At 41.0% G+C, this 18,349-nt stretch carries 17 protein-coding genes; 6 read left to right on the top strand and 11 right to left on the bottom strand.

Features of this window, described 5'->3' with window-relative positions; all coding sequences use genetic code 11:
* Window positions 1-10: 10 nt before the first annotated feature.
* The 7 genes from ACLKML_RS06695 to manD form a co-directional block, all read right to left on the bottom strand.
* The gene (locus tag ACLKML_RS06695; protein WP_413282937.1) at window positions 11-580 is read right to left on the bottom strand and encodes a tetratricopeptide repeat protein; all 570 of its coding nucleotides are present in this window, start codon (window positions 578-580) and stop codon (window positions 11-13) included.
* Between the two features lie 273 nt (window positions 581-853).
* A complete protein-coding gene (locus tag ACLKML_RS06690; protein WP_413282936.1) occupies window positions 854-1,315 on the bottom strand; it encodes an RES family NAD+ phosphorylase in 462 nt (153 codons plus the stop codon).
* A gap of 2 nt (window positions 1,316-1,317) precedes the next feature.
* Window positions 1,318-1,740 (bottom strand): antitoxin Xre/MbcA/ParS toxin-binding domain-containing protein, encoded by a 423-nt coding sequence (locus ACLKML_RS06685; RefSeq protein ID WP_413282935.1) that lies wholly within the window; start codon window positions 1,738-1,740, stop codon window positions 1,318-1,320.
* A 185-nt stretch (window positions 1,741-1,925) separates the two neighbouring features.
* The gene (locus ACLKML_RS06680) at window positions 1,926-3,251 is read right to left on the bottom strand and encodes an IS4 family transposase (RefSeq protein ID WP_413282934.1); all 1,326 of its coding nucleotides are present in this window, start codon (window positions 3,249-3,251) and stop codon (window positions 1,926-1,928) included.
* 197 nt (window positions 3,252-3,448) lie between these two features.
* Entirely contained in the window at window positions 3,449-5,212 is a 1,764-nt protein-coding gene (locus ACLKML_RS06675) for a sodium:solute symporter family transporter (RefSeq protein ID WP_413282933.1), read from the bottom strand.
* A gap of 14 nt (window positions 5,213-5,226) precedes the next feature.
* Entirely contained in the window at window positions 5,227-6,360 is a 1,134-nt protein-coding gene (locus tag ACLKML_RS06670; RefSeq protein ID WP_413282932.1) for a Gfo/Idh/MocA family protein, read from the bottom strand.
* Between the two features lie 48 nt (window positions 6,361-6,408).
* Complete coding sequence (manD, locus tag ACLKML_RS06665) at window positions 6,409-7,626, bottom strand: D-mannonate dehydratase ManD (RefSeq protein WP_413282931.1); 1,218 nt, start codon at window positions 7,624-7,626, stop codon at window positions 6,409-6,411.
* 296 nt (window positions 7,627-7,922) lie between these two features.
* Between manD and ACLKML_RS06660 the strand changes: the two genes are divergently transcribed.
* Complete coding sequence (locus ACLKML_RS06660) at window positions 7,923-8,543, top strand: SGNH/GDSL hydrolase family protein (protein ID WP_413283733.1); 621 nt, start codon at window positions 7,923-7,925, stop codon at window positions 8,541-8,543.
* A 268-nt stretch (window positions 8,544-8,811) separates the two neighbouring features.
* On the top strand, window positions 8,812-9,072 hold the full coding sequence (locus ACLKML_RS06655) for a YrhK family protein (RefSeq protein ID WP_413282930.1): 261 nt from the start codon (window positions 8,812-8,814) through the stop codon (window positions 9,070-9,072).
* Between the two features lie 237 nt (window positions 9,073-9,309).
* On the opposite strand, the gene ACLKML_RS06650 is transcribed toward ACLKML_RS06655, so the two are convergent.
* On the bottom strand, window positions 9,310-10,200 hold the full coding sequence (locus tag ACLKML_RS06650; RefSeq protein ID WP_413282929.1) for a LysR substrate-binding domain-containing protein: 891 nt from the start codon (window positions 10,198-10,200) through the stop codon (window positions 9,310-9,312).
* 102 nt (window positions 10,201-10,302) lie between these two features.
* On the opposite strand from ACLKML_RS06650, the gene aguB reads away from it, so the two are divergent.
* Together aguB and aguA are read left to right on the top strand one after the other, a co-directional pair.
* A complete protein-coding gene (gene aguB, locus ACLKML_RS06645; protein WP_413282928.1) occupies window positions 10,303-11,181 on the top strand; it encodes an N-carbamoylputrescine amidase in 879 nt (292 codons plus the stop codon).
* Between the two features lie 30 nt (window positions 11,182-11,211).
* Window positions 11,212-12,318, top strand: a complete 1,107-nt coding sequence (gene aguA, locus ACLKML_RS06640; RefSeq protein WP_413282927.1) for an agmatine deiminase — start codon at window positions 11,212-11,214, stop codon at window positions 12,316-12,318.
* A 36-nt stretch (window positions 12,319-12,354) separates the two neighbouring features.
* Here aguA and ACLKML_RS06635 read toward each other — a convergent pair whose 3' ends face one another.
* Window positions 12,355-13,224 carry a LysR family transcriptional regulator gene (locus ACLKML_RS06635; RefSeq protein ID WP_413282926.1) on the bottom strand — a complete coding sequence of 290 codons (870 nt, stop codon included), beginning with the start codon at window positions 13,222-13,224 and terminating at the stop codon, window positions 12,355-12,357.
* A 139-nt stretch (window positions 13,225-13,363) separates the two neighbouring features.
* Between ACLKML_RS06635 and ACLKML_RS06630 the strand changes: the two genes are divergently transcribed.
* Both ACLKML_RS06630 and fghA read left to right on the top strand, forming a co-directional pair.
* The gene (locus tag ACLKML_RS06630; protein ID WP_413282925.1) at window positions 13,364-14,512 is read left to right on the top strand and encodes an S-(hydroxymethyl)glutathione dehydrogenase/class III alcohol dehydrogenase; all 1,149 of its coding nucleotides are present in this window, start codon (window positions 13,364-13,366) and stop codon (window positions 14,510-14,512) included.
* Between the two features lie 82 nt (window positions 14,513-14,594).
* The gene (fghA, locus tag ACLKML_RS06625) at window positions 14,595-15,434 is read left to right on the top strand and encodes an S-formylglutathione hydrolase (RefSeq protein WP_413282924.1); all 840 of its coding nucleotides are present in this window, start codon (window positions 14,595-14,597) and stop codon (window positions 15,432-15,434) included.
* A gap of 116 nt (window positions 15,435-15,550) precedes the next feature.
* Here fghA and ACLKML_RS06620 read toward each other — a convergent pair whose 3' ends face one another.
* Window positions 15,551-17,173: a glycoside hydrolase family 32 protein gene (locus ACLKML_RS06620; protein ID WP_413283732.1), complete on the bottom strand. Its 1,623-nt coding sequence runs from the start codon at window positions 17,171-17,173 to the stop codon at window positions 15,551-15,553.
* Between the two features lie 159 nt (window positions 17,174-17,332).
* On the bottom strand, window positions 17,333-18,319 hold the full coding sequence (locus ACLKML_RS06615) for a LacI family DNA-binding transcriptional regulator (protein WP_413282923.1): 987 nt from the start codon (window positions 18,317-18,319) through the stop codon (window positions 17,333-17,335).
* Window positions 18,320-18,349 lie beyond the last annotated feature (30 nt).

Genomic DNA, 18,349 nt, shown 5'->3' with positions numbered 1-18,349 from the left:
CGGTAGTCCCCTATTCTTCAAGTCTTGTTGCTGATTGTAACCAATAAGAAGATTGATCTTGGTCTATATCCAACCCCAACAATCCTGAAGAGTACGCATCCGATAACAAATACATTGCTTTTTGGTGACCTGATACCGCAGCTTCCTTCAACCAATTCAGCTTTTCTGATTCGGTATCAGACAAATCATACAAAGACCACGCCGCTTCCTTTTTAGCCCCATTAGTAAATGATTTCTTAAGCCAGTATTGTGCTAACTCCTTATCTACTCCAATATTATTTGCATTCGAGTAAAAAAGCCCTAGTTCCAATTGTGCGAATGGATTACCAAGCTCTGCAGACTTGATAAACCACTCTAAACTAGTCTCAGAATCAGAGTAGGCATCCCTATACAGCCTACCCAATGCATACATCGAATCTGACAAATTTTGTTCATTTGCAGACTTATCGTAATATTTAACTGCGAGAGCAATATTGCCAGCAGTTTCTGCTCTTAAACCCTCTGCATACCAATTTTGAGTGCTATTTACTGACGAAGCACCAAAAAGAAGCAGAGATGATATTAATATTATTTTTTTCATCTTTTCTTTTCCATGTGAATAAACAACCATTTCCTGTAGTTATACTACAAAATATGCATATATATTAATACATGTGATGGCTATAAATTGAGTATTAAGTCTAAGTTTCATATTCATAAATGAGACATGATTAAATAACCTTTAGCTACATGCAAAGTGTACGAAAATGCGAAAAAGAGAGTAAGAGCTTAGATATTGCTCAAGAATGTCGAATAATTCGAACTAAGCAACATATTGATATATTAATATTTTTTCTATTAATTATTGAAAGGGTTACCTGATCATTTTTTCTAAACGTGAATCATAGAAATAGTCGCGTGATTCTACCACTTTAATTTTTTCGACATCTTGATGACGAGGATTGAGTACAAAATTATACTCTTCGGCAACAATCGCACTGGGAATTTGCATAAGAAGCGATTCACCTCTAGTGAAGAATTCCTGACCAAGTGGTCGAGAAATTCCTGCATCTGGAATCGTATCCCATCCTTGAGGTAATTGATCGATAGAATATCGTTCAATGCTAACATCATCTGGAATCCAGAGGGTCAACATCACAAGATTAGGCATATCTGACAAAGATTCATGCACCATTCGCTCTAAAACCGCTAATGATCTGGTGGATGCCAAATAACAAGACAAGCAACCTCGTTCATGCCAGCGGCCAGCGCCATACAGGCCACCAACTCCAGTCAAATCAGTATAACCAGCGTGGCAGAGCCTAAATATCTCCATTGTTATGCTGTTAGCCCGTATTTCATTTTGTTAATTTCTTCCATCGCCATATTGATGCCGATCACTGTGTCACAAACAGACAACGGAGAAGCGTTGGCGAAAGCCAACGTAGGACGATTCAACCATCTTAATGTTGCCTCTCTATCATTAAAATATTCATCTGCAACTCTCACTAACTCAGCAAGCATTAAAGCATGTTCACTGGATGTTGGGCTAAGTTTGCCACTGGTTCGCTGTTTTCGCTGAATACTTCGCAAATTCGCACCAATCAACTGAGCATACTCAGTTTTATTTACACCAAGTAATTCTGTTCCATTATCAAGGATAGAAACGGGTAATCCCGAACGAATAATAGACAATATTTCTGATGCAGAACCTATTTTTACTTTTGTGCCACTAAGCATTTGATAAGCATTTGCATACATAATGCAGCCCTTTATTGTAAATAGCACTTCAATTTTAGGCGACAAATGACGCCTTATCAAGTGACAATTGTTAGTAGTATTGATAATAGTAAATCGAATGATTTCGTTGTTATATTTCGTAGAACGCTATAAAAATGTTTTTATCGAACAAATAAAAAAGAAGGGCGTCCTTGCCCTAGTGCCGTTCACTTAAGGTGAGCGGCATTGTTTTTTCTAGGATATCGGCTTGGCTTTTTCTTCACGACTCTAGGGAAAGATCTGTCTCGCCTTGGCTCTAATATTAAACTCTCACTCATCGAGTAAAAGTTCTGGAGTTGCCGCGGGATTGCTCCCGGTGATGAATATGGAAGACCGACTATTAAACGCATAATATGGGCTAATGCACCGTTGAAGCTTAGCTGGTATGGCAAGTAATCTCCATTTAACGTATTACACATTTGTACCATTTGATACCTAACCAAGTTATATGTGAGTAGGACTCCCCAAAGCTCTTGTTTCACTAATTCTGGAAGTCGACTTCTGAGTGTAAGACGGTTACCAAGCATATATTGCTTTTGCTCTCTATATCCAAGTTCAATCTCCCAGCGATATCCATACAAGCCAACTATGTCAGATTTAGGGTAAAGCATTGGGTCGGTCATTGAGGTCAGGACGTCGTATGACTTCCCATTTTTGACCCTTGTGATTAGACGTACAACCACTTCTTGTTCTAGCGTTGGCCACTTCTTCCGAGCTTGTGGATTACTTTTCAGTTTAATGAGTTTGTCTTGTCGACCAAGGGACTGAACAACTTCGTAGTTTAGCCCCTTTTTCATTGGAATAAGCCAATGTCGATTTACGCCTGTAGAGCTCCACTCTTGAAGCAATCCAAGAGAGTAAAAGCCTTTATCGAAAAGGGTTAGGCTGTTATCGGGAGTCGTTTCTATCAGTTGCTCGGCCAACTTCATTTCATTCACGGTATAGCAGTCAAAAGCGCTACCTGTGATTAAATGGCTACTTAGCTCCATCTGACACACCATACGCACTTGAGGATACTGTGTTTCTTTACCACCATGATTGGTCGGCTTTGCAAAAGCTTCTGCGTTATCTTTTGAATCTTCTGTTCGCCACACAACCCCATCAACACCAAGCAATGTGAGCCCATTCCAGTTTGGTAAATTTGCATGCTTAAACCAATGCTGTTGCGTACATTGGAAAAGGGCTTTAGCCGCTGCTTCACCGAGATTTTTTCTACGCTGTGTTAATGCACTGGGAGCAACGAATGGCTTACCTGAGCGGTCAACAATGTCGAGCATGTTGACGATATCAGCCATAGACTTGTCGTTATAAATAGCCATTCCAACTAATAGCCACGCCATCGACTCCAAAGTCAGTTTACGCTTTCTCAGGGTGACAGTATCTGTCAGCTCATAGGCATCTTTTATTAACTCAATCGGTAGGAGGTCAGAGAGAGTTTCGACTTGATTTGGTTTATAGTTATTGATGATGTCGAGGGCTTGAGAAACGTGCATAAAAAAAATCCGATAAACAGGGTCTATCGGATTTTTACATGTTGGTAGGATCATTCAACTGATCTGCCGATTATTGTCTTAACTGATCGGCATTAGGGCATCTTTGCCCTTCTTTTCCTAACACCATTGATACTATTTCACCTTATTCGTTGTCAGTAGTATAAATGAATTAATATCCGCGAATTATCAGCCGCGATCTAAGTGGCTTTTTGCACGTTTACTGTCTGACTAACTTTGGCGGTCCTTTTTAACAACCAACCAATAAACACAATAGTTGCCGCACAGAGGGCAAAGGTCACTCGGCCCCAAAGTGGGTTTGGAATTAATACCATTAAGAATAGACCGGCCCCCATACATAGCACCATAGAGCCCAGTTTCTCGCGCTGCTCTAAATCATAGGTATCTTGTTGTTCATCGGCAATAATTGGCGTTTCAACATCTTTGAAAAATTTATCCGTTTCGACGCGGTGTTTATCAGCACTTTCTCGGTAGAAGAAAGTGGTTGAACAGAAGAAGCCCGCAGTAAAGAATAGATGCGCAGCAATAGTCCACATTACACGCGTTTCGCTAAACTCACGACGAGTTAACTCTTCGATGCCAAACCAAGAAGCCACAATATCGGCCGTCACAACATTGGTTACCATCCAAGTCACCCCTGCTCCAACAAAAACAGTCGCCCAAGGAGCCCATTGAGGAGTACGTTTTACTAACAAGCCAAAGAACAGTGGCACAAGTAACGGTACTTGAATCATAGTAGACACAGACATCATTAGTTCAAATAAACTAAGCTCTTTCAATGAATTGAAAAACAAAGCAACCACGATAACTAATGTGCCACTCAGTAAGCTGACAAACTTGCCCACTTTGAGCATTTCTGTATCGGTTGCTAAGCCTTTCTTAATAATTGGTAGGTAAATACTTTTAACGAAAATACCAGAGTTACGATTAAGTGCTGAATCCATAGAAGACATCGTTGCAGCAAACAACCCTGCTAACAAGAGACCTACAGTACCAACTGGCATCGCATTTCGCGCAAACACCAAATACACGGCATCAGCAGCTTTACGACCTAACTCAGGATAAGCGGACGCCGCATCTGGGTACAAAATAGCCGAAGCCCACGGTGGAATAAACCACACAAAACTACCGACTCCCATCAAGACCATGGCAAACAAAGCAGCTTTACGTGCGTGGTCGGTATCTCTAGCATTCAAAAAGCGATAAGAATCCTGCAAGTTATTGATACTTTGCAGCTGTTTCACCAAAAAGAACACAAATGAACAGACTAAAAGCAAGCTGTAATTCATGTCTGGTCCCATGATAAAATCGCTTGGGAATTGAGTGACCAAATTAGTTGGGCCACCAACCATCACCAAAGCAACAATCGCACAGGCAACAGACACAACTGCTACCACTAACGTTTGTACAAAATCGGAGGCAACCACACCCCACGCGCCAGAAATAACAGAAACTAAAATAACCGCTAAGCCTGTGATCACAATAGTTAACGTAATATCGGCGTTAAATACCGCACTGGCAAACACACCCAATGCATTCAACCATACACCCGCACCAATAAAGCTAAAAATAATCAGTGCCCAAGAGAAAAACTGTTCATTTTCAGAACCAAAACGACGACGAACACCTTCTGTTGGGGTATCTACCCGCATCTGACGAAAACGATGCGAGAAATAGACATAACCACAAAAATAAGCAAAAGTATTGGCTAAAAAAACTAACGCAACAGCAAAGCCATCGTTAAACGCCTTACCGGCTGCTCCTGTAAAAGTCCACGCAGAAAACTGAGTCATAAATGCAGTGGCACCTACCATCCACCACAACATACGACCGCCGCCACGAAAATAATCACTGGTAGAACGGTTTGCCATCTTTTTAAATACGACACTTACTCCAACAATCAGGGAGAAATAGCCGGCAATAACTAGATATTCATAAAACATAAGTTTGTCCTATTTTATTTACTCACATCGAGCCAACGATCATTTCGACGAATAATATCAATCAGGACTTGATACTCAGCGCCTTGTTCGAAAGTTTGATAAGTTTCAACATTTTCACCTTGCACATCTTTCACTAATAACCCAGCTAAATGTGTCCAACTACGCAAAGTGTCGTCTTTAATAGCTGGCAAACTGGCGCTAATATCTTGTGGCAACTCTATTTCACGCCACGATTTGTCATCTTGTTGAGAGAAATAGGATAATGGACCCCCGCCATAGTGTCCTTTAATGTAAATCGACCCTTTAGAACCATGGAAAACGATATGGTCATCATTAAAATTAGGCACTAAACCGCCATGCTTAAACAATACAGAGACAGGACGCTCTGCTGGAACTCGACTTTCTAACTGGGCCAGTACGGTATAAGACCATTCAACATCGGTTTCTTTCCATTCTAGGTTTGGATCATTAAGATCTTTAGGAATGAAGTTACGACGTTGGATAAAATTGTGAACCCCTTCTACTACAGGTGCTTTGGGCATATCGTTACGAACTTCGCCATTAATGGCTAAAATATTTTCACCTACAACAGAAGTCACAATAGACAATAAATGGGTAAAGTTATTGTTTAAACGACCACCACCAGCATCCGCACTATGTGACCAACCAAATGGGATGTTTGGATCTAAGTTAAAGTGAGACATGCATTCAACTTCTCGTGGTTCACCTATCATACCCGCATCCACTAAACGTTTAGCATGGATGATTTCTGGCATGTATCGGAAGCTAGCAGCAAAAGCGGTTTTTACCCCTTTTTCTTTGGCCAATCGGTTCAATTCCAATGCTTTTTCGCCACTTTCGCACAGCGGTTTATCACAGAAAATATGACAACCGAATTCAATGGCTTGAGTAATGGCCTCTACATGAGCACCACCTGGCGTAGCAATAGAAACAATATCAGGACGACATGCTTTCAGCGCCGCAAGCCAATCGGTACCCGCGTACGGAATATTCAACTCTTTGGCTACTTGGTGCACCACTGATTCAGTACGACCAACAATGCCTACGACTTCAGCATCATGGTAACGAAAGGCTTCTGCATGGCCTTGACCCGCAAACCCAGTTCCATAAATTAAAACTTTTACCATTGTATTTTTCTCCTACTATTTTAAATGCGTTAATTCAAAGTTACCCGATTACCAATGCCACAATGTACCGTCTTCTAGGCGACTGACTGGAAGGTATGAACGTTTATATGGATATTTCTTCGCTTCTGTTTCATCAAACTCAACACCAAGACCCGGTTTATCACTGACATAAATCATGCCATTTTCTAAGCGCATCTCATGTTTAAATATTTGTTGTGATTTTTCATTGCCAAAACCCACAAACTCTTGGATCCCAAAATTAGGGGTTGAGATGTTTAGGTGCATGTGAGCAGCAAAACAGATTGGAGATAGATCGGGTGCACCATGAGGGGCCGTACGTACATTATAAAGCGACGCAAAATCGGCAATACGGCGCATTGCAGTAATACCACCCGCATGAGTAGCCGCCGCACGAATATAGTCAATTAATTGGTTTTCCAGTAACTCTTTACAATCCCAAATCGTATTGTAAGTTTCGCCTAGAGCTAATGGCGTCGTAGTATGCTGACGAATTAATTGATAGTTCTGCTGATTTTCAGCAATACTTGCATCTTCCAAAAACAAAAGGTTATACGGTTCAAGTATTTTACCTAACTTAGCCGACTCGATTGGTGTTAAACGGCTGTGAACATCATGGCAAAGTTCTATCGAATCACCAAAGCGTTCACGCGCTTTGGCCATTAATTCAGGGACCAGTTTAAAATATTTAGTGGTAGACCACTCTTGCTCTGGAGGAAGTGGACGTTCTCCTTGCATCTCAAAATAATCTTTTTTATCGCCAAGAATACCGTACGTTTCACTCAAGCCTGGAATAGCCGTTTGTAAACGTACCGCTTTAAAGCCTTGATCAATATACTCCGCTACTTTATCTAGCGTATCTTCAATATTATCACCATTGGCATGTGCATATAACGTCACCGCTTTTCGGCTTTTACCACCCAATAATTGATATAACGGCATTCCGGCAACTTTGCCTTTAATATCCCAAAGCGCCATATCAATCGCGGCAATAGCTGCCATGTTAATCGGCCCACGTCGCCAATAAACGCCGCGATACAAATACTGCCAAATATCTTCAATGTTATGAGCATCACGTCCAATAATACAAGGGGCAACGTGTTCTTCTAAATAAGTCACAACGGCCAGCTCTCTGCCATTTACCGTTGCATCACCCACGCCGTAGACACCAGATTCAGTCGTAATCTTAACCGTAACAAAGTTACGACCCGGATTGGTTACAAACACTTGTAGATCTCTGATCTTCATTCTTTACCTCTATGGCTTAAAGCCATCATTCATTTGTGAGTTGGGTCGATTAACTGAGCCTTTAACTTAATTTAAGTTAACTTAACTTAACTTAACTTAACTTAAGTCAAGTTAGTAAATCGTTCCAGTAAACCGATTTACTAACAAATACTAAACTCATGCTGTAAGATGTCAAGATCGTAAGTTGGATCAACTTAACAAAAAAACAAGTCATGAAAAAAGCACAAGACTTGCCCTCCACCTCTGTTTATTTATCGTATAATCACGCTAACATTAAACAACTGGATGCTTATGTAATGAAAACTATCTTATGCTTTGGGGACTCAAACACTTGGGGCTACTCACCTGATTTACCACGTCGATACAACAGTACAGAACGATGGACAATGCTTCTGCAAGACAAGTTAGCCACTGAATATCGAATAATTGAAGAAGGGCTGAATAGCCGAACCACAGTATTTGAGGACCCTTTTGAACCGGGTAAAAAAGGGCTCGATTATCTTTTGCCATGCTTGCAAAGTCACCATCCCGATCTAGTTGTGATTATGCTTGGCACTAACGATCTAAAATCACGTTTTAACCTTAGTGCAAGTGATATATCCAAAGGTGCTGCTAGATTAGTACAAGTCGTTCAAAGCTTTCATCACGATTTCATGCTTAAGCCAGCAGAAGTTTTACTTGTCTCACCGGCGCACGTTTTTGAAGTCACCCCGGCCAAAGAAGGCTTTACCCATGCGGAAGCGAAATCGAAGGAATTTGCTCATTACTATAAACTTCGAGCGGAAGAATTAGGATGCCATTTCATCGATGCAGCGGAATTTGTTCAACCATGTGCCAAAGAAGGTCTCCATTGGCAGCAAGATCAACATAGTAAATTTGCTGAAGCATTAGCGAAGAAAATTCCAACGATATTATAGAGGCCCGTTGGCCGTTTTTATCCGCGTATGTACAAGTCGTGTGTCATAAGGTAGCGGTATGATTACACGACTTTGATTTCACTTAGGCTTTGCTGGTAATCATTGATAATAAAACGACATTCTTTGGCAAAATCACATATAAAATCCAAATGCCAACAGACTCATATCAGTAAGCAACATTGAACCTCGGTATTTTCATTGACAAAATAGTAGGTTACTTGGTAAGTCTGTCTGGTTCGTTGAAAAATTATAACAATAGGAGAATATTGTGGCTCAAGGGTTTGAATTGGATGTAGACATCGGTAATCAACACATAGTAATTCAACGTCGATATGAAGCTTTAGGCGCACTAAATGACTTATTGATTGCTATTTGGTTTTTAATTGGCAGTTTTTTCTTTTTAAATGAATCACTAATTGAAAGTGGCACCTGGTTATTTATAGTAGGAAGTGCTCAGTTAATCATTAAACCATTAATCAAACTCACCAGCTTGATCCATGTTGGTCGTGTTTCTCAAAAGCCGACATAACCACTCGACGCTTTTTTTAGTGCAGCCCAGACTCTACTGTGCTTACTTATAAACGATGCTTATTTATAAACTATAGTTACTTATAAACTATGGTTACTTATAAACTATGGTTGCTTAGAAGCTAGTTTACTTAGAAGCTATATGTTCGCAGCAAATACGCTTTATCAAAAGCTGAAGTTCAGCAAATACTGGGCTCCAACAACGACTAACCATCAAAAATGCTATGCGTTGAAATCGCTAGGTGCAACGCATGATCTCTTTTAACAGCCATTGGATACTATCTTGGCTGTCATACAACTGATGAGTAAACATACTCAATGACAGCGGTGGAATGTCCTGCGGTAGTTCAACAATTCTAATAGGCAACATCTGTTGTAATTCAAGCGCGATCTTCAAAGGCACACACATCAAACTGCGAGTTTGTGCTGCCACCATTCCACCAACCGCAAAACTTTGCACAATCATGGTTATCTGACGCGACTGATGCTGTTGATGTAACCACCGATCAATAGGGTCGGCACCAGAATTAATCAAAGGCAGATGTATTTGGGGGATCTCTACAAAGGATTTTAGCGTTAACTTATCCGCAATATTGACGTTGTTAGCCACAATTCCCACATAACTATCGGTTAACCAATGGTATCGATTGTAATAGCGAGGCATAAGCTGAAGTTCATCAACGGCAAGAATAACATCAATGTGGCCTTGCTCTACACGTTCCATTTGCATATTTTCTGTCAAAATATCTATCGCAATCCGCACATTAGGCGCAGATGACTCGAATCTTTTGGCCAACTTAGGTAACGCATAAAATTCAAAGTAATCAATTGCGCCAATATAAAATGTTTTGGCATCCAACATAGGATTAAATGGTTTTACTTTATCGAACGCCATATCAATAGCATTCAATCCTTTTTGTATATCTGGCAAAAGCGCTTTAACTAAAGGGGTAGGCTCCATACCTGTTCTGGTTTTAATAAACAGTGGATTATCAAAACGATCACGCAGTTTAGCAAGCACATGACTTGCAGCAGATTGACTAATAAAAAGTTTTTTAGCTGCTTGGGATAAATTTCTTTCCTTTTCCAACACAACCAAAAGACGAAGCTGACTGATATCCATGTCCATAGGTTATCGAAATCCTTCATATTAGAATAAAAATAATGCATTTCCATAATAACCTAGATTCTATGAAAATGATAAAAAGGCAACAAGGATACGAGGACTACAATGAGAAAAGTGACAGTTGCAGCCACCCAAATGGCATGCTCATGGAACGTAGAGCAAAACATCGAAAAAGCAGAAAGATTGATACGTGAAGCCGCTAATAAAGGCGCACAAATCATTCTTATTCAAGAATTATTCGAAACCCCTTATTTTTGTATAGAAATTAATGAGTCATACCATAACTTGGCAACAGTATTAAATGAAAACCAAGCTTATCAGCGTTTTTCTTCGTTAGCTAAAGAGTTAGAAGTGGTGTTACCGTTTAGTTGGTTCGAAAAAGCAGGTAACGTTAAATTTAATTCATTAGCAATGATTGACGCCGACGGTTCTTTTCTAGGTGTCTACAGAAAAACACACATTCCTGACAGCGATGGCTATCTTGAAAAATACTATTTTAGTCCGGGAGATACGGGCTTCAAAGTTTGGGACACTCGCTACGCCAAAATAGGTGTTGGCATATGCTGGGATCAATGGTTTCCCGAAACGGCTCGTAGTATGGCACTTCAAGGAGCAGAACTCCTATTTTTTCCAACCGCTATTGGCAGTGAACCAAGCCAACCAATGATGGACAGTCAACCACACTGGCAATGTGTTATGCAAGGGCACGCGGCTGCAAATCAACTACCCGTTATTGCATCTAACCGTATAGGTGTGGAAAAAGCCAAATCAAGAGATCTAACCATAACCTTTTATGGCAGCTCATTTATTGCCAACTATAATGGTGAAATTGTCGTAAACGCCGACAGAACAAGCGAATGTGTGTTAGTGCATGAGTTCGATCTAGATGATATTGCTTTCCAACGCAGTGCATGGGGAACATTCAGAGATAGACGACCAGAACATTATCAACATCTACTGACCCTCGATGGACAATTGAAATAGCAATGAGACTCAACGACAAAGGACATTGGTATGAGTAAAAAATTAACCTCACAACCAGCAAGTGATAATTTTCGCATGCCAGGCGAACACGAACCACAAAGTGAAATATGGATGGCTTGGCCAACCAGAAGTGATAACTGGCGTCACGGTGGAAAGCCAGCGCAGCATGCATTTGTCGAAGTCGCTATAGCCATTTCCAAGCACACTCCTGTCATTATGCTAGTCCCTCATTCACAATTTGCTAATGCTCGCAAACACTTACCTTCTGAAATCACCGTAGTAGAAATGTCGTATAATGACTGTTGGATGCGAGATATCGGCGCAACCTATGTAGTGAATCAAAACGGTGAACGTAGAGGTATAAATTGGACGTTTAACGCATGGGGTGGTTTGCTCGATGGGCTCTATTTCCCTTGGGACTTAGACAATGCCGTTGCAGAAAAGATGTTAAATTTAACTCAAGATGACATTTACCCAACCTCATTGGTTTTAGAAGGTGGTTCTATTCATACCGATGGCGATGGCACTTTATATACTACCGAAGAATGTTTATTGCACCCAAGCCGAAACCCTGATTTATCAAAAAAGCAAATTGAACAACAGCTTAAAATGTTATTAGGTGTAAAAAAAATAATCTGGTTGCCACGCGGATTATATAACGATGAGACCAACGGTCATGTGGACAATATTATGCATGTGATAAAGCCAGCTGAAGTGGCGCTCACGTATTGTGAAGACAAACAGGATCCTCAATATCAAATTAGTCAGCAAGCGTACGATATTTTAACCACGCAAACCGATGCTAAGGGTCGTTCAATTAAGGTACATAAACTGCCAATGCCAGGGCCTTTATTCATGACAGCGGATGAAGCGGCAGGGATCGATCAAAGTGAAGGAATGGAACGAGGGGCTGGTGAACGCCTTGCCGCTTCGTATGCAAATTTTCTTATTAGTAATGGCCAGATCATTTTTCCACTATTCGACCAACCGACCGATGCTGTCGCACAATCAATCTTAGCAGAGGCTTTTCCCGGCTACACTGTTCGTGGGGTCAACACTCGAGAAATCGTACTCGGTGGCGGCAATATTCACTGCATCACTCAGCAAGTCCCTAGAGTTAATGCTTCTGTCGAGTAAATAGCTATTTTTCAGTGAGTAGTTTGTTTGAGTGGATTAAGACAATCTTTCACTTAAAAAATCAATTAACAGTCGAACTTTGGGCGATAAATTTTTATTTTGTGGGTAAACCGCCCAAATACCTTCCTTATCATTTCGATAGTCACTGAGCACTTCCTTCAACTCACCTTGTTCTAGTGCCTCTTTTACATAATAGTCAGGGAGCTGAACCAAACCAAAATGACGTTTAGCCGCATCTAAAAGTGACAATCCGCTATTACATCTTACTCTCCCGGAAACTCTCAAACTTCGCTCTCTACCTTGTTCGTTAAAACGCCAATACTCTAGAGACCCAACCAGACAACTATGCTGATTTAACTCTGAAAGCGTATGAGGCTCTCCGTTGTGTTCTAAATACTTAGGGCTGGCACAAACGTATAATTGGCGCTCAGAGAGACGTTTTGCCACCAAACTAGAGTCTTCTAACCGGCCTAAACGTATCGCGACATCCATCCCCTGTTCAATAAGATCTAACTTTTGGTTGCTCAAAACTAAGTCAAGATCAATCAACGGGTGAAGAGTCAAAAACTGATAAATCAGTGGAGCAATACGTGTTTCGCCGTACGTGACTGGCGCGGTGACTTTCAATACTCCTTTGGGAGAACTCTGCATTTGCATAACAGAAAGCTCTGCAACCTCTAATCCTTCAATTAAATGTCGACATTGTTGATAATAAATTTGCCCCGCTTCTGACAACGTAACCTGTCGTGTAGTCCGATGAAGAAGCTTAACCGCCAGGCGTCCTTCCAAAGCAGAGACTCTACGGCTCACTTGTGCAACCGAAGTATTTAACCTTTTCGCAGCAGCGGTAAAACTTTCGGCTTGGGCTACCGCCACAAATTCACTTACTCCTTCCCAATTGGCCATGTTAATTTCCTTAAAGTCACCATTTCATGCAATATTATTACATATAGGTAATAATGTTTTCTATTTTACGGCAATTATCTTTAATTCTAAAACTGACTATACTGATTGACTAAAGGTATTGGATAATTAGGAAATTACTATGGCTATCGAAATCAAACCGGGTCAAACATCAATTAAATCTAAAGCAATGGTCGCATGGGCAGCTGGAGAGCCGCTTAAAAGAGAAGAAGTAGACGTTGAATTACCTAAAGCAGGCGAAGTACTGGTTAGAATCGTTGCTACAGGAGTTTGCCACACTGATGCATTTACCCTTTCAGGTGACGATCCAGAAGGCGTTTTTCCATCGATTTTAGGTCATGAAGGTGGCGGTATTGTCGAAATGGTTGGCGAAGGTGTCACCAGCGTTGAAGTCGGTGATCATGTTATTCCACTCTATACCGCGGAATGTGGTGAATGTAAATTCTGTACATCTGGTAAAACCAATTTATGCCAAGCGGTACGTGAAACCCAAGGTAAAGGCTTGATGCCAGATGGCACCAGTCGTTTTTCTATTAATGGCGAAACAATCTACCATTATATGGGCTGCTCGACATTCTCTGAATATACGGTGCTACCAGAAATATCACTGGCAAAAGTAAACAAAGCTGCCCCACTTGAAGAAGTCTGTCTACTAGGTTGTGGCGTAACCACTGGAATGGGCGCAGTAATGAATACGGCTAAAGTTGAAAAAGGCGATAACGTTGCTGTATTCGGTCTTGGTGGCATTGGCCTTTCGGCCATTATTGGTGCGCGAATGGCTGGTGCTAATCGCATTATCGGCATCGATATCAACGAAAGTAAATTTGAATTAGCGAAACAATTGGGTGCAACCGATTGTATTAACCCTCAGAAATTTGACCGACCTATTCAAGACGTCATTGTCGAAATGACAGATGGTGGAGTGGAATATTCCTTCGAGTGTATCGGCAACGTCGATGTTATGCGTCAAGCACTTGAGTGTTGCCACAAAGGATGGGGCGAGTCAGTTATTATTGGTGTTGCTGGAGCTGGTCAAGAAATATCAACACGTCCATTCCAGTTAGTCACAGGACGAGTATGGCGTGGCAGCGCATTCGGCGGAGTTAAAGGTCGCTCTGAATTACCAGAAATAGTTAACCGTTATATGGCGGGAGAATTTGGTCTACAAGAGTTTATCACTCACACGATGAGCCTTGATGATGCCAATGAAGCATTTGACTTAATGCACAGAGGGGAATCTATTCGCACTGTTTTGCACATGGACAGATAAATAGAAAAAGCTTAATGGACCCAATCACGGTTTTACAAATGCTAAAACCGTGATTGTAAATTGGTACTTTTTGGAAACGGTTATGACTATCGAAAATATAAGCCAAACTAAAGTTGCCGGAGGCTGGCACAAGCAATTTACTCACCCGTCTCACACGTTAAATTGCACCATGCGTTTTGCGTTATTTTTGCCTCCAAACGCATCAAAAGCCAATCCAGTTCCTGTTTTATATTGGTTATCAGGGCTCACCTGCACCGATGAAAATTTTATGCAAAAAGCAGGGGCTTTTAAAAAGGCAGCAGAACTGGGTATCGCAATTGTCGCACCAGATACAAGCCCTCGTGGCGATGACGTAGCTGATGATGAGAACTATGATTTAGGCCAAGGAGCAGGTTTTTACTTAAATGCGACTGAGCAACCATGGTCAGATCATTACCATATGTATGACTACATAACGCAAGAACTGCCTCAATTAATTGAAAATACTTTTCCTATTAGTTCGATAAAATCTATCTCAGGCCATAGTATGGGAGGTCATGGCGCGTTAACCATCGGATTAAAAAATCCCGATTTATACCGTTCTATTTCTGCATTTAGCCCAATCAGCCACCCTTCTGCTTGCCCTTGGGGACAAAAGGCCTTCAATGCCTATCTGGGTTCAAATAGACAAGAGTGGAAACAATATGATGCAACAGAATTACTCAATTCCACCTACTCAGCTCTGCCTATTTTGGTCGACCAAGGAGAAGCAGATAACTTTTTAATTGAGCAGTTGCAGCCTGAATTTCTTATAGAAGCGGCAAATAAGCATCAAACACAATTGCAATTAAGAATGCAGCCCGGCTACGACCACAGCTACTTCTTTATTGCTAGTTTTATCGATGATCATCTAGCCTTTCACAGCACTTACTTACACGAATAAAATTAAAATCACTTACCAATCCCGTATGGAAAAACAGCCACTATTTCAGTGGCTGTTTCTGCTTAGCAAAGATGACTAGAGTGAAACCAATAATCATATGCGCGTGACAACTTTAGCTACGGTTGAATAAACGGTGGAGTGGCTCGCTGAATTGGATACATGGTAACCTGAGTGACTCCGCCATGTAGTGATAGATTTGTCGCGTCATTATCGGTAAATATACGCGCAGATAGCACCTGTTCTCCGCCATTAACAAAGATTTCAATTGATGAACTATCGGCAAGAATACGCAATGACACTTGCTCACTCATTAACGGTAATTCGCGAATAACATCCCCTTGTTTAATCAGAGTTTCAGTTCTATCTAAACGCAAGATACGTTTGTTTTCATCCAGATCTATTTGGCAAGATTGGTGGCTATTTTCAAATAAACACAGCGTTTGTCCCCACTGCATTGTAATAGATAGATCAAATGACTTGGTACCTAAGTCAATACCCTCAGAGCTCAATGATACATTTTGCTCAACACCATGAAGTTGCGCTATTTCTGCAATTGGCCATTGTTTCAAACACCCATCAACTAGGCTTAATTCTCGTAACGCGGTCAATTGATGAACCCAACCTTGACTAGGGTGCTCTATTTCATCGGGTAGTCCCATCCACCCAGACATTACTCTTCGCCCATCGGGGGTTTGCAATGTTTGTGGCGCATAAAAATCGAAACCATGATCTAATGGCTGCGGTTGTTCTAGAATCAGCCGATTGGTATCAGACTTTGTCGCTTTAGCAATTCTATTATGGTGAGGGACTGTATGGTAAGGGCTCTCTGACGCTATGCCTTGCGGACCAATCACGACCCAAGATTGGCCACCAAGCTCAAACATATCAGGACACTCCCACATGTAACCCAATTGGCCTAATTCATCACCGTATAACTTATCAAATTGCCAATTACGTAAATCTGTTGACGTATAAACAGCCAATCTTCCAGTCATATCGTTGCGTTGTGCGCCGAGTAACATTAGCCACTCATCCTGCTGACGAATAATTTTAGGATCTCGCATGTGTTCAGTAACATTTGGTGCCGGACAGTCTATTACTGGCCCAAGCTTTTCAAAATTCACTCCATCTTTTGAAATGGCTAGGCATTGCGTAGTTTGTCGTATCCGCTCCGAACCAATACGAGTATTACCTGTGTAATACACCCACAGTTCATCCGCAACACTTAACGCATGACCAGAAAATACACCGTGAGAATCAAACCAATCCGATGGTGTTAATGCAACAGGCAACCATTGCCAATTAATTAAATCAGTACTGACTAAATGTGCCCAGTATTTATCCTTATGCGAGCAAGTAAACGGTGACCATTGATAAAAGAGATGATATTGACCATTATGAAAAATGAAACCATTTGGATCGTTAAGTAACCCTTGAGGAGGCGAGATATGCCAATTAGGACGATGTATACATTCAACAGGCTGTTGCACTTGGGTTAATAAATCGCGTTGACTGAGGCTAATCTCAGCAGCTATCGCTGATAAAAAACTCGGATCAATCTCTTGGCTAAGAGGATACGCAATCTGTATTTTCCCAGTCACTTCAGTACAGGAAATCTCTGAATTATCAAGGTTCAATAGCGTATCATCGTTCACTTCTAAAATAAGCTGTTCGTTAGCCACCAGAACTCGCGCAAGATTTCTTTTTCCACCGCAACATTTAAATATATGGTCCAACATCATCGTCTCACTGTGAATTATCATCATTAAAATTGGGAACGATTGCAATACTAGTAGATAAAGATGAAAATGACAATTTATAACTTTCTCTTTTTTGAACCCGACTAATTTATTTTTTTAATCCAACCAATCTATTTTTTGCACTCAATCAATCTAAAGTTAACAGGTTTCCCGCTCTACACTTTGGAAGCCAAGTACCATTTTACTCATAATATTGGTTTTTCCTTCGATGACTTCAAGTAAAAGTGTTGCTGCACTTTCTCCTGCATAATCAAATGCATAATTAAAAGTAGATAAGCCTGGACTGGCAATTTTTCCAAGTTCATCGTTACCTACTCCAAGTACTTTAATATCAACGCCAACAGTTTGACCTTGTTCTTTAATTGCTTTTATTGCGCCCAGTGCCATACGGTCCGTCGCAGCAAAAACACCATCAACCTTGATATTTTGTTCAAAAATCCGGCGCATTTGCTGGTAACCTGACTCGATAGAGAAATCCCCATGAACATGAAACGTCATCGCTTGTTTATTTTGCGTTAATGCTTGTTCTAAACCTTGAGAACGTAAGCCATCCACTGCTAAATCATGGTTTTCAACCCCAATAAATCCAATGTGCTTACAACCCGCTTTCAGTAATCTATTTCCTGCTTCATAGCCCACGCGAAAATCATCATGAATCACACTGGGAATATTATGCAATGAACCGTCTTGTCCAACGAGAACAACCGGTGCATTAGATTGTGCAATCGCACCCAAAATATCTTCATCAAGATGGGTCGCATATAGAATAATCCCTTCCACTCTTTTTTGATTAAAAAGGTTAATAAATTCAACCTCTTTTCTGTGCTCTCTTTGACTATTCGCAAGTAACACATGTTTTTGATTATGTTCAAAAACGAGGCTAAGTCCATCAACCCCTTGTGCGGTTGCATTGGATGCCATACGAGGAACAATAATGCCAACCAAATTAGTCTTCTGTGACTTTAAATCTTTAGCCACTTGGTTAACGACATAGCCACATTCTTGAACTGCTTTCTCTACCTTAAGCTTCGTACTGGATTTCACACCATACTCATTGTTAATAACTCTTGAAACCGTCGATTTAGAGACGCCTGCGAGTTTTGCTACATCGTGCAAGCTAGCCATACTCATTCCTTATTGGGATGGTTTGCGAAA

The sequence above is a fragment of the Vibrio sp. MA40-2 genome (assembly GCF_047302445.1).
Classification (GTDB): Bacteria; Pseudomonadota; Gammaproteobacteria; order Enterobacterales; family Vibrionaceae; genus Vibrio.
The sequence above is the reverse complement of the archived record's forward strand: the minus strand, read 5'-3'. Positions and strand labels throughout refer to the sequence as shown.

Bases quoted from the DNA above. Each gene is read 5' to 3' on its own strand.
- ACLKML_RS06695 (WP_413282937.1), bottom strand. From the start codon at position 580: ATGAAAAAAATAATATTAATATCATCTCTGCTTCTTTTTGGTGCTTCG.
- ACLKML_RS06690 (WP_413282936.1), bottom strand. From the start codon at position 1,315: ATGGAGATATTTAGGCTCTGCCACGCTGGTTATACTGATTTGACTGGA.
- ACLKML_RS06685 (WP_413282935.1), bottom strand. From the start codon at position 1,740: ATGTATGCAAATGCTTATCAAATGCTTAGTGGCACAAAAGTAAAAATA.
- ACLKML_RS06680 (WP_413282934.1), bottom strand. From the start codon at position 3,251: ATGCACGTTTCTCAAGCCCTCGACATCATCAATAACTATAAACCAAAT.
- ACLKML_RS06675 (WP_413282933.1), bottom strand. From the start codon at position 5,212: ATGTTTTATGAATATCTAGTTATTGCCGGCTATTTCTCCCTGATTGTT.
- ACLKML_RS06670 (WP_413282932.1), bottom strand. From the start codon at position 6,360: ATGGTAAAAGTTTTAATTTATGGAACTGGGTTTGCGGGTCAAGGCCAT.
- manD (WP_413282931.1), bottom strand. From the start codon at position 7,626: ATGAAGATCAGAGATCTACAAGTGTTTGTAACCAATCCGGGTCGTAAC.
- ACLKML_RS06660 (WP_413283733.1), top strand. From the start codon at position 7,923: ATGAAAACTATCTTATGCTTTGGGGACTCAAACACTTGGGGCTACTCA.
- ACLKML_RS06650 (WP_413282929.1), bottom strand. From the start codon at position 10,200: ATGGACATGGATATCAGTCAGCTTCGTCTTTTGGTTGTGTTGGAAAAG.
- aguB (WP_413282928.1), top strand. From the start codon at position 10,303: ATGAGAAAAGTGACAGTTGCAGCCACCCAAATGGCATGCTCATGGAAC.
- aguA (WP_413282927.1), top strand. From the start codon at position 11,212: ATGAGTAAAAAATTAACCTCACAACCAGCAAGTGATAATTTTCGCATG.
- ACLKML_RS06635 (WP_413282926.1), bottom strand. From the start codon at position 13,224: ATGGCCAATTGGGAAGGAGTAAGTGAATTTGTGGCGGTAGCCCAAGCC.
- ACLKML_RS06630 (WP_413282925.1), top strand. From the start codon at position 13,364: ATGGCTATCGAAATCAAACCGGGTCAAACATCAATTAAATCTAAAGCA.
- fghA (WP_413282924.1), top strand. From the start codon at position 14,595: ATGACTATCGAAAATATAAGCCAAACTAAAGTTGCCGGAGGCTGGCAC.
- ACLKML_RS06620 (WP_413283732.1), bottom strand. From the start codon at position 17,173: ATGTTGGACCATATATTTAAATGTTGCGGTGGAAAAAGAAATCTTGCG.
- ACLKML_RS06615 (WP_413282923.1), bottom strand. From the start codon at position 18,319: ATGGCTAGCTTGCACGATGTAGCAAAACTCGCAGGCGTCTCTAAATCG.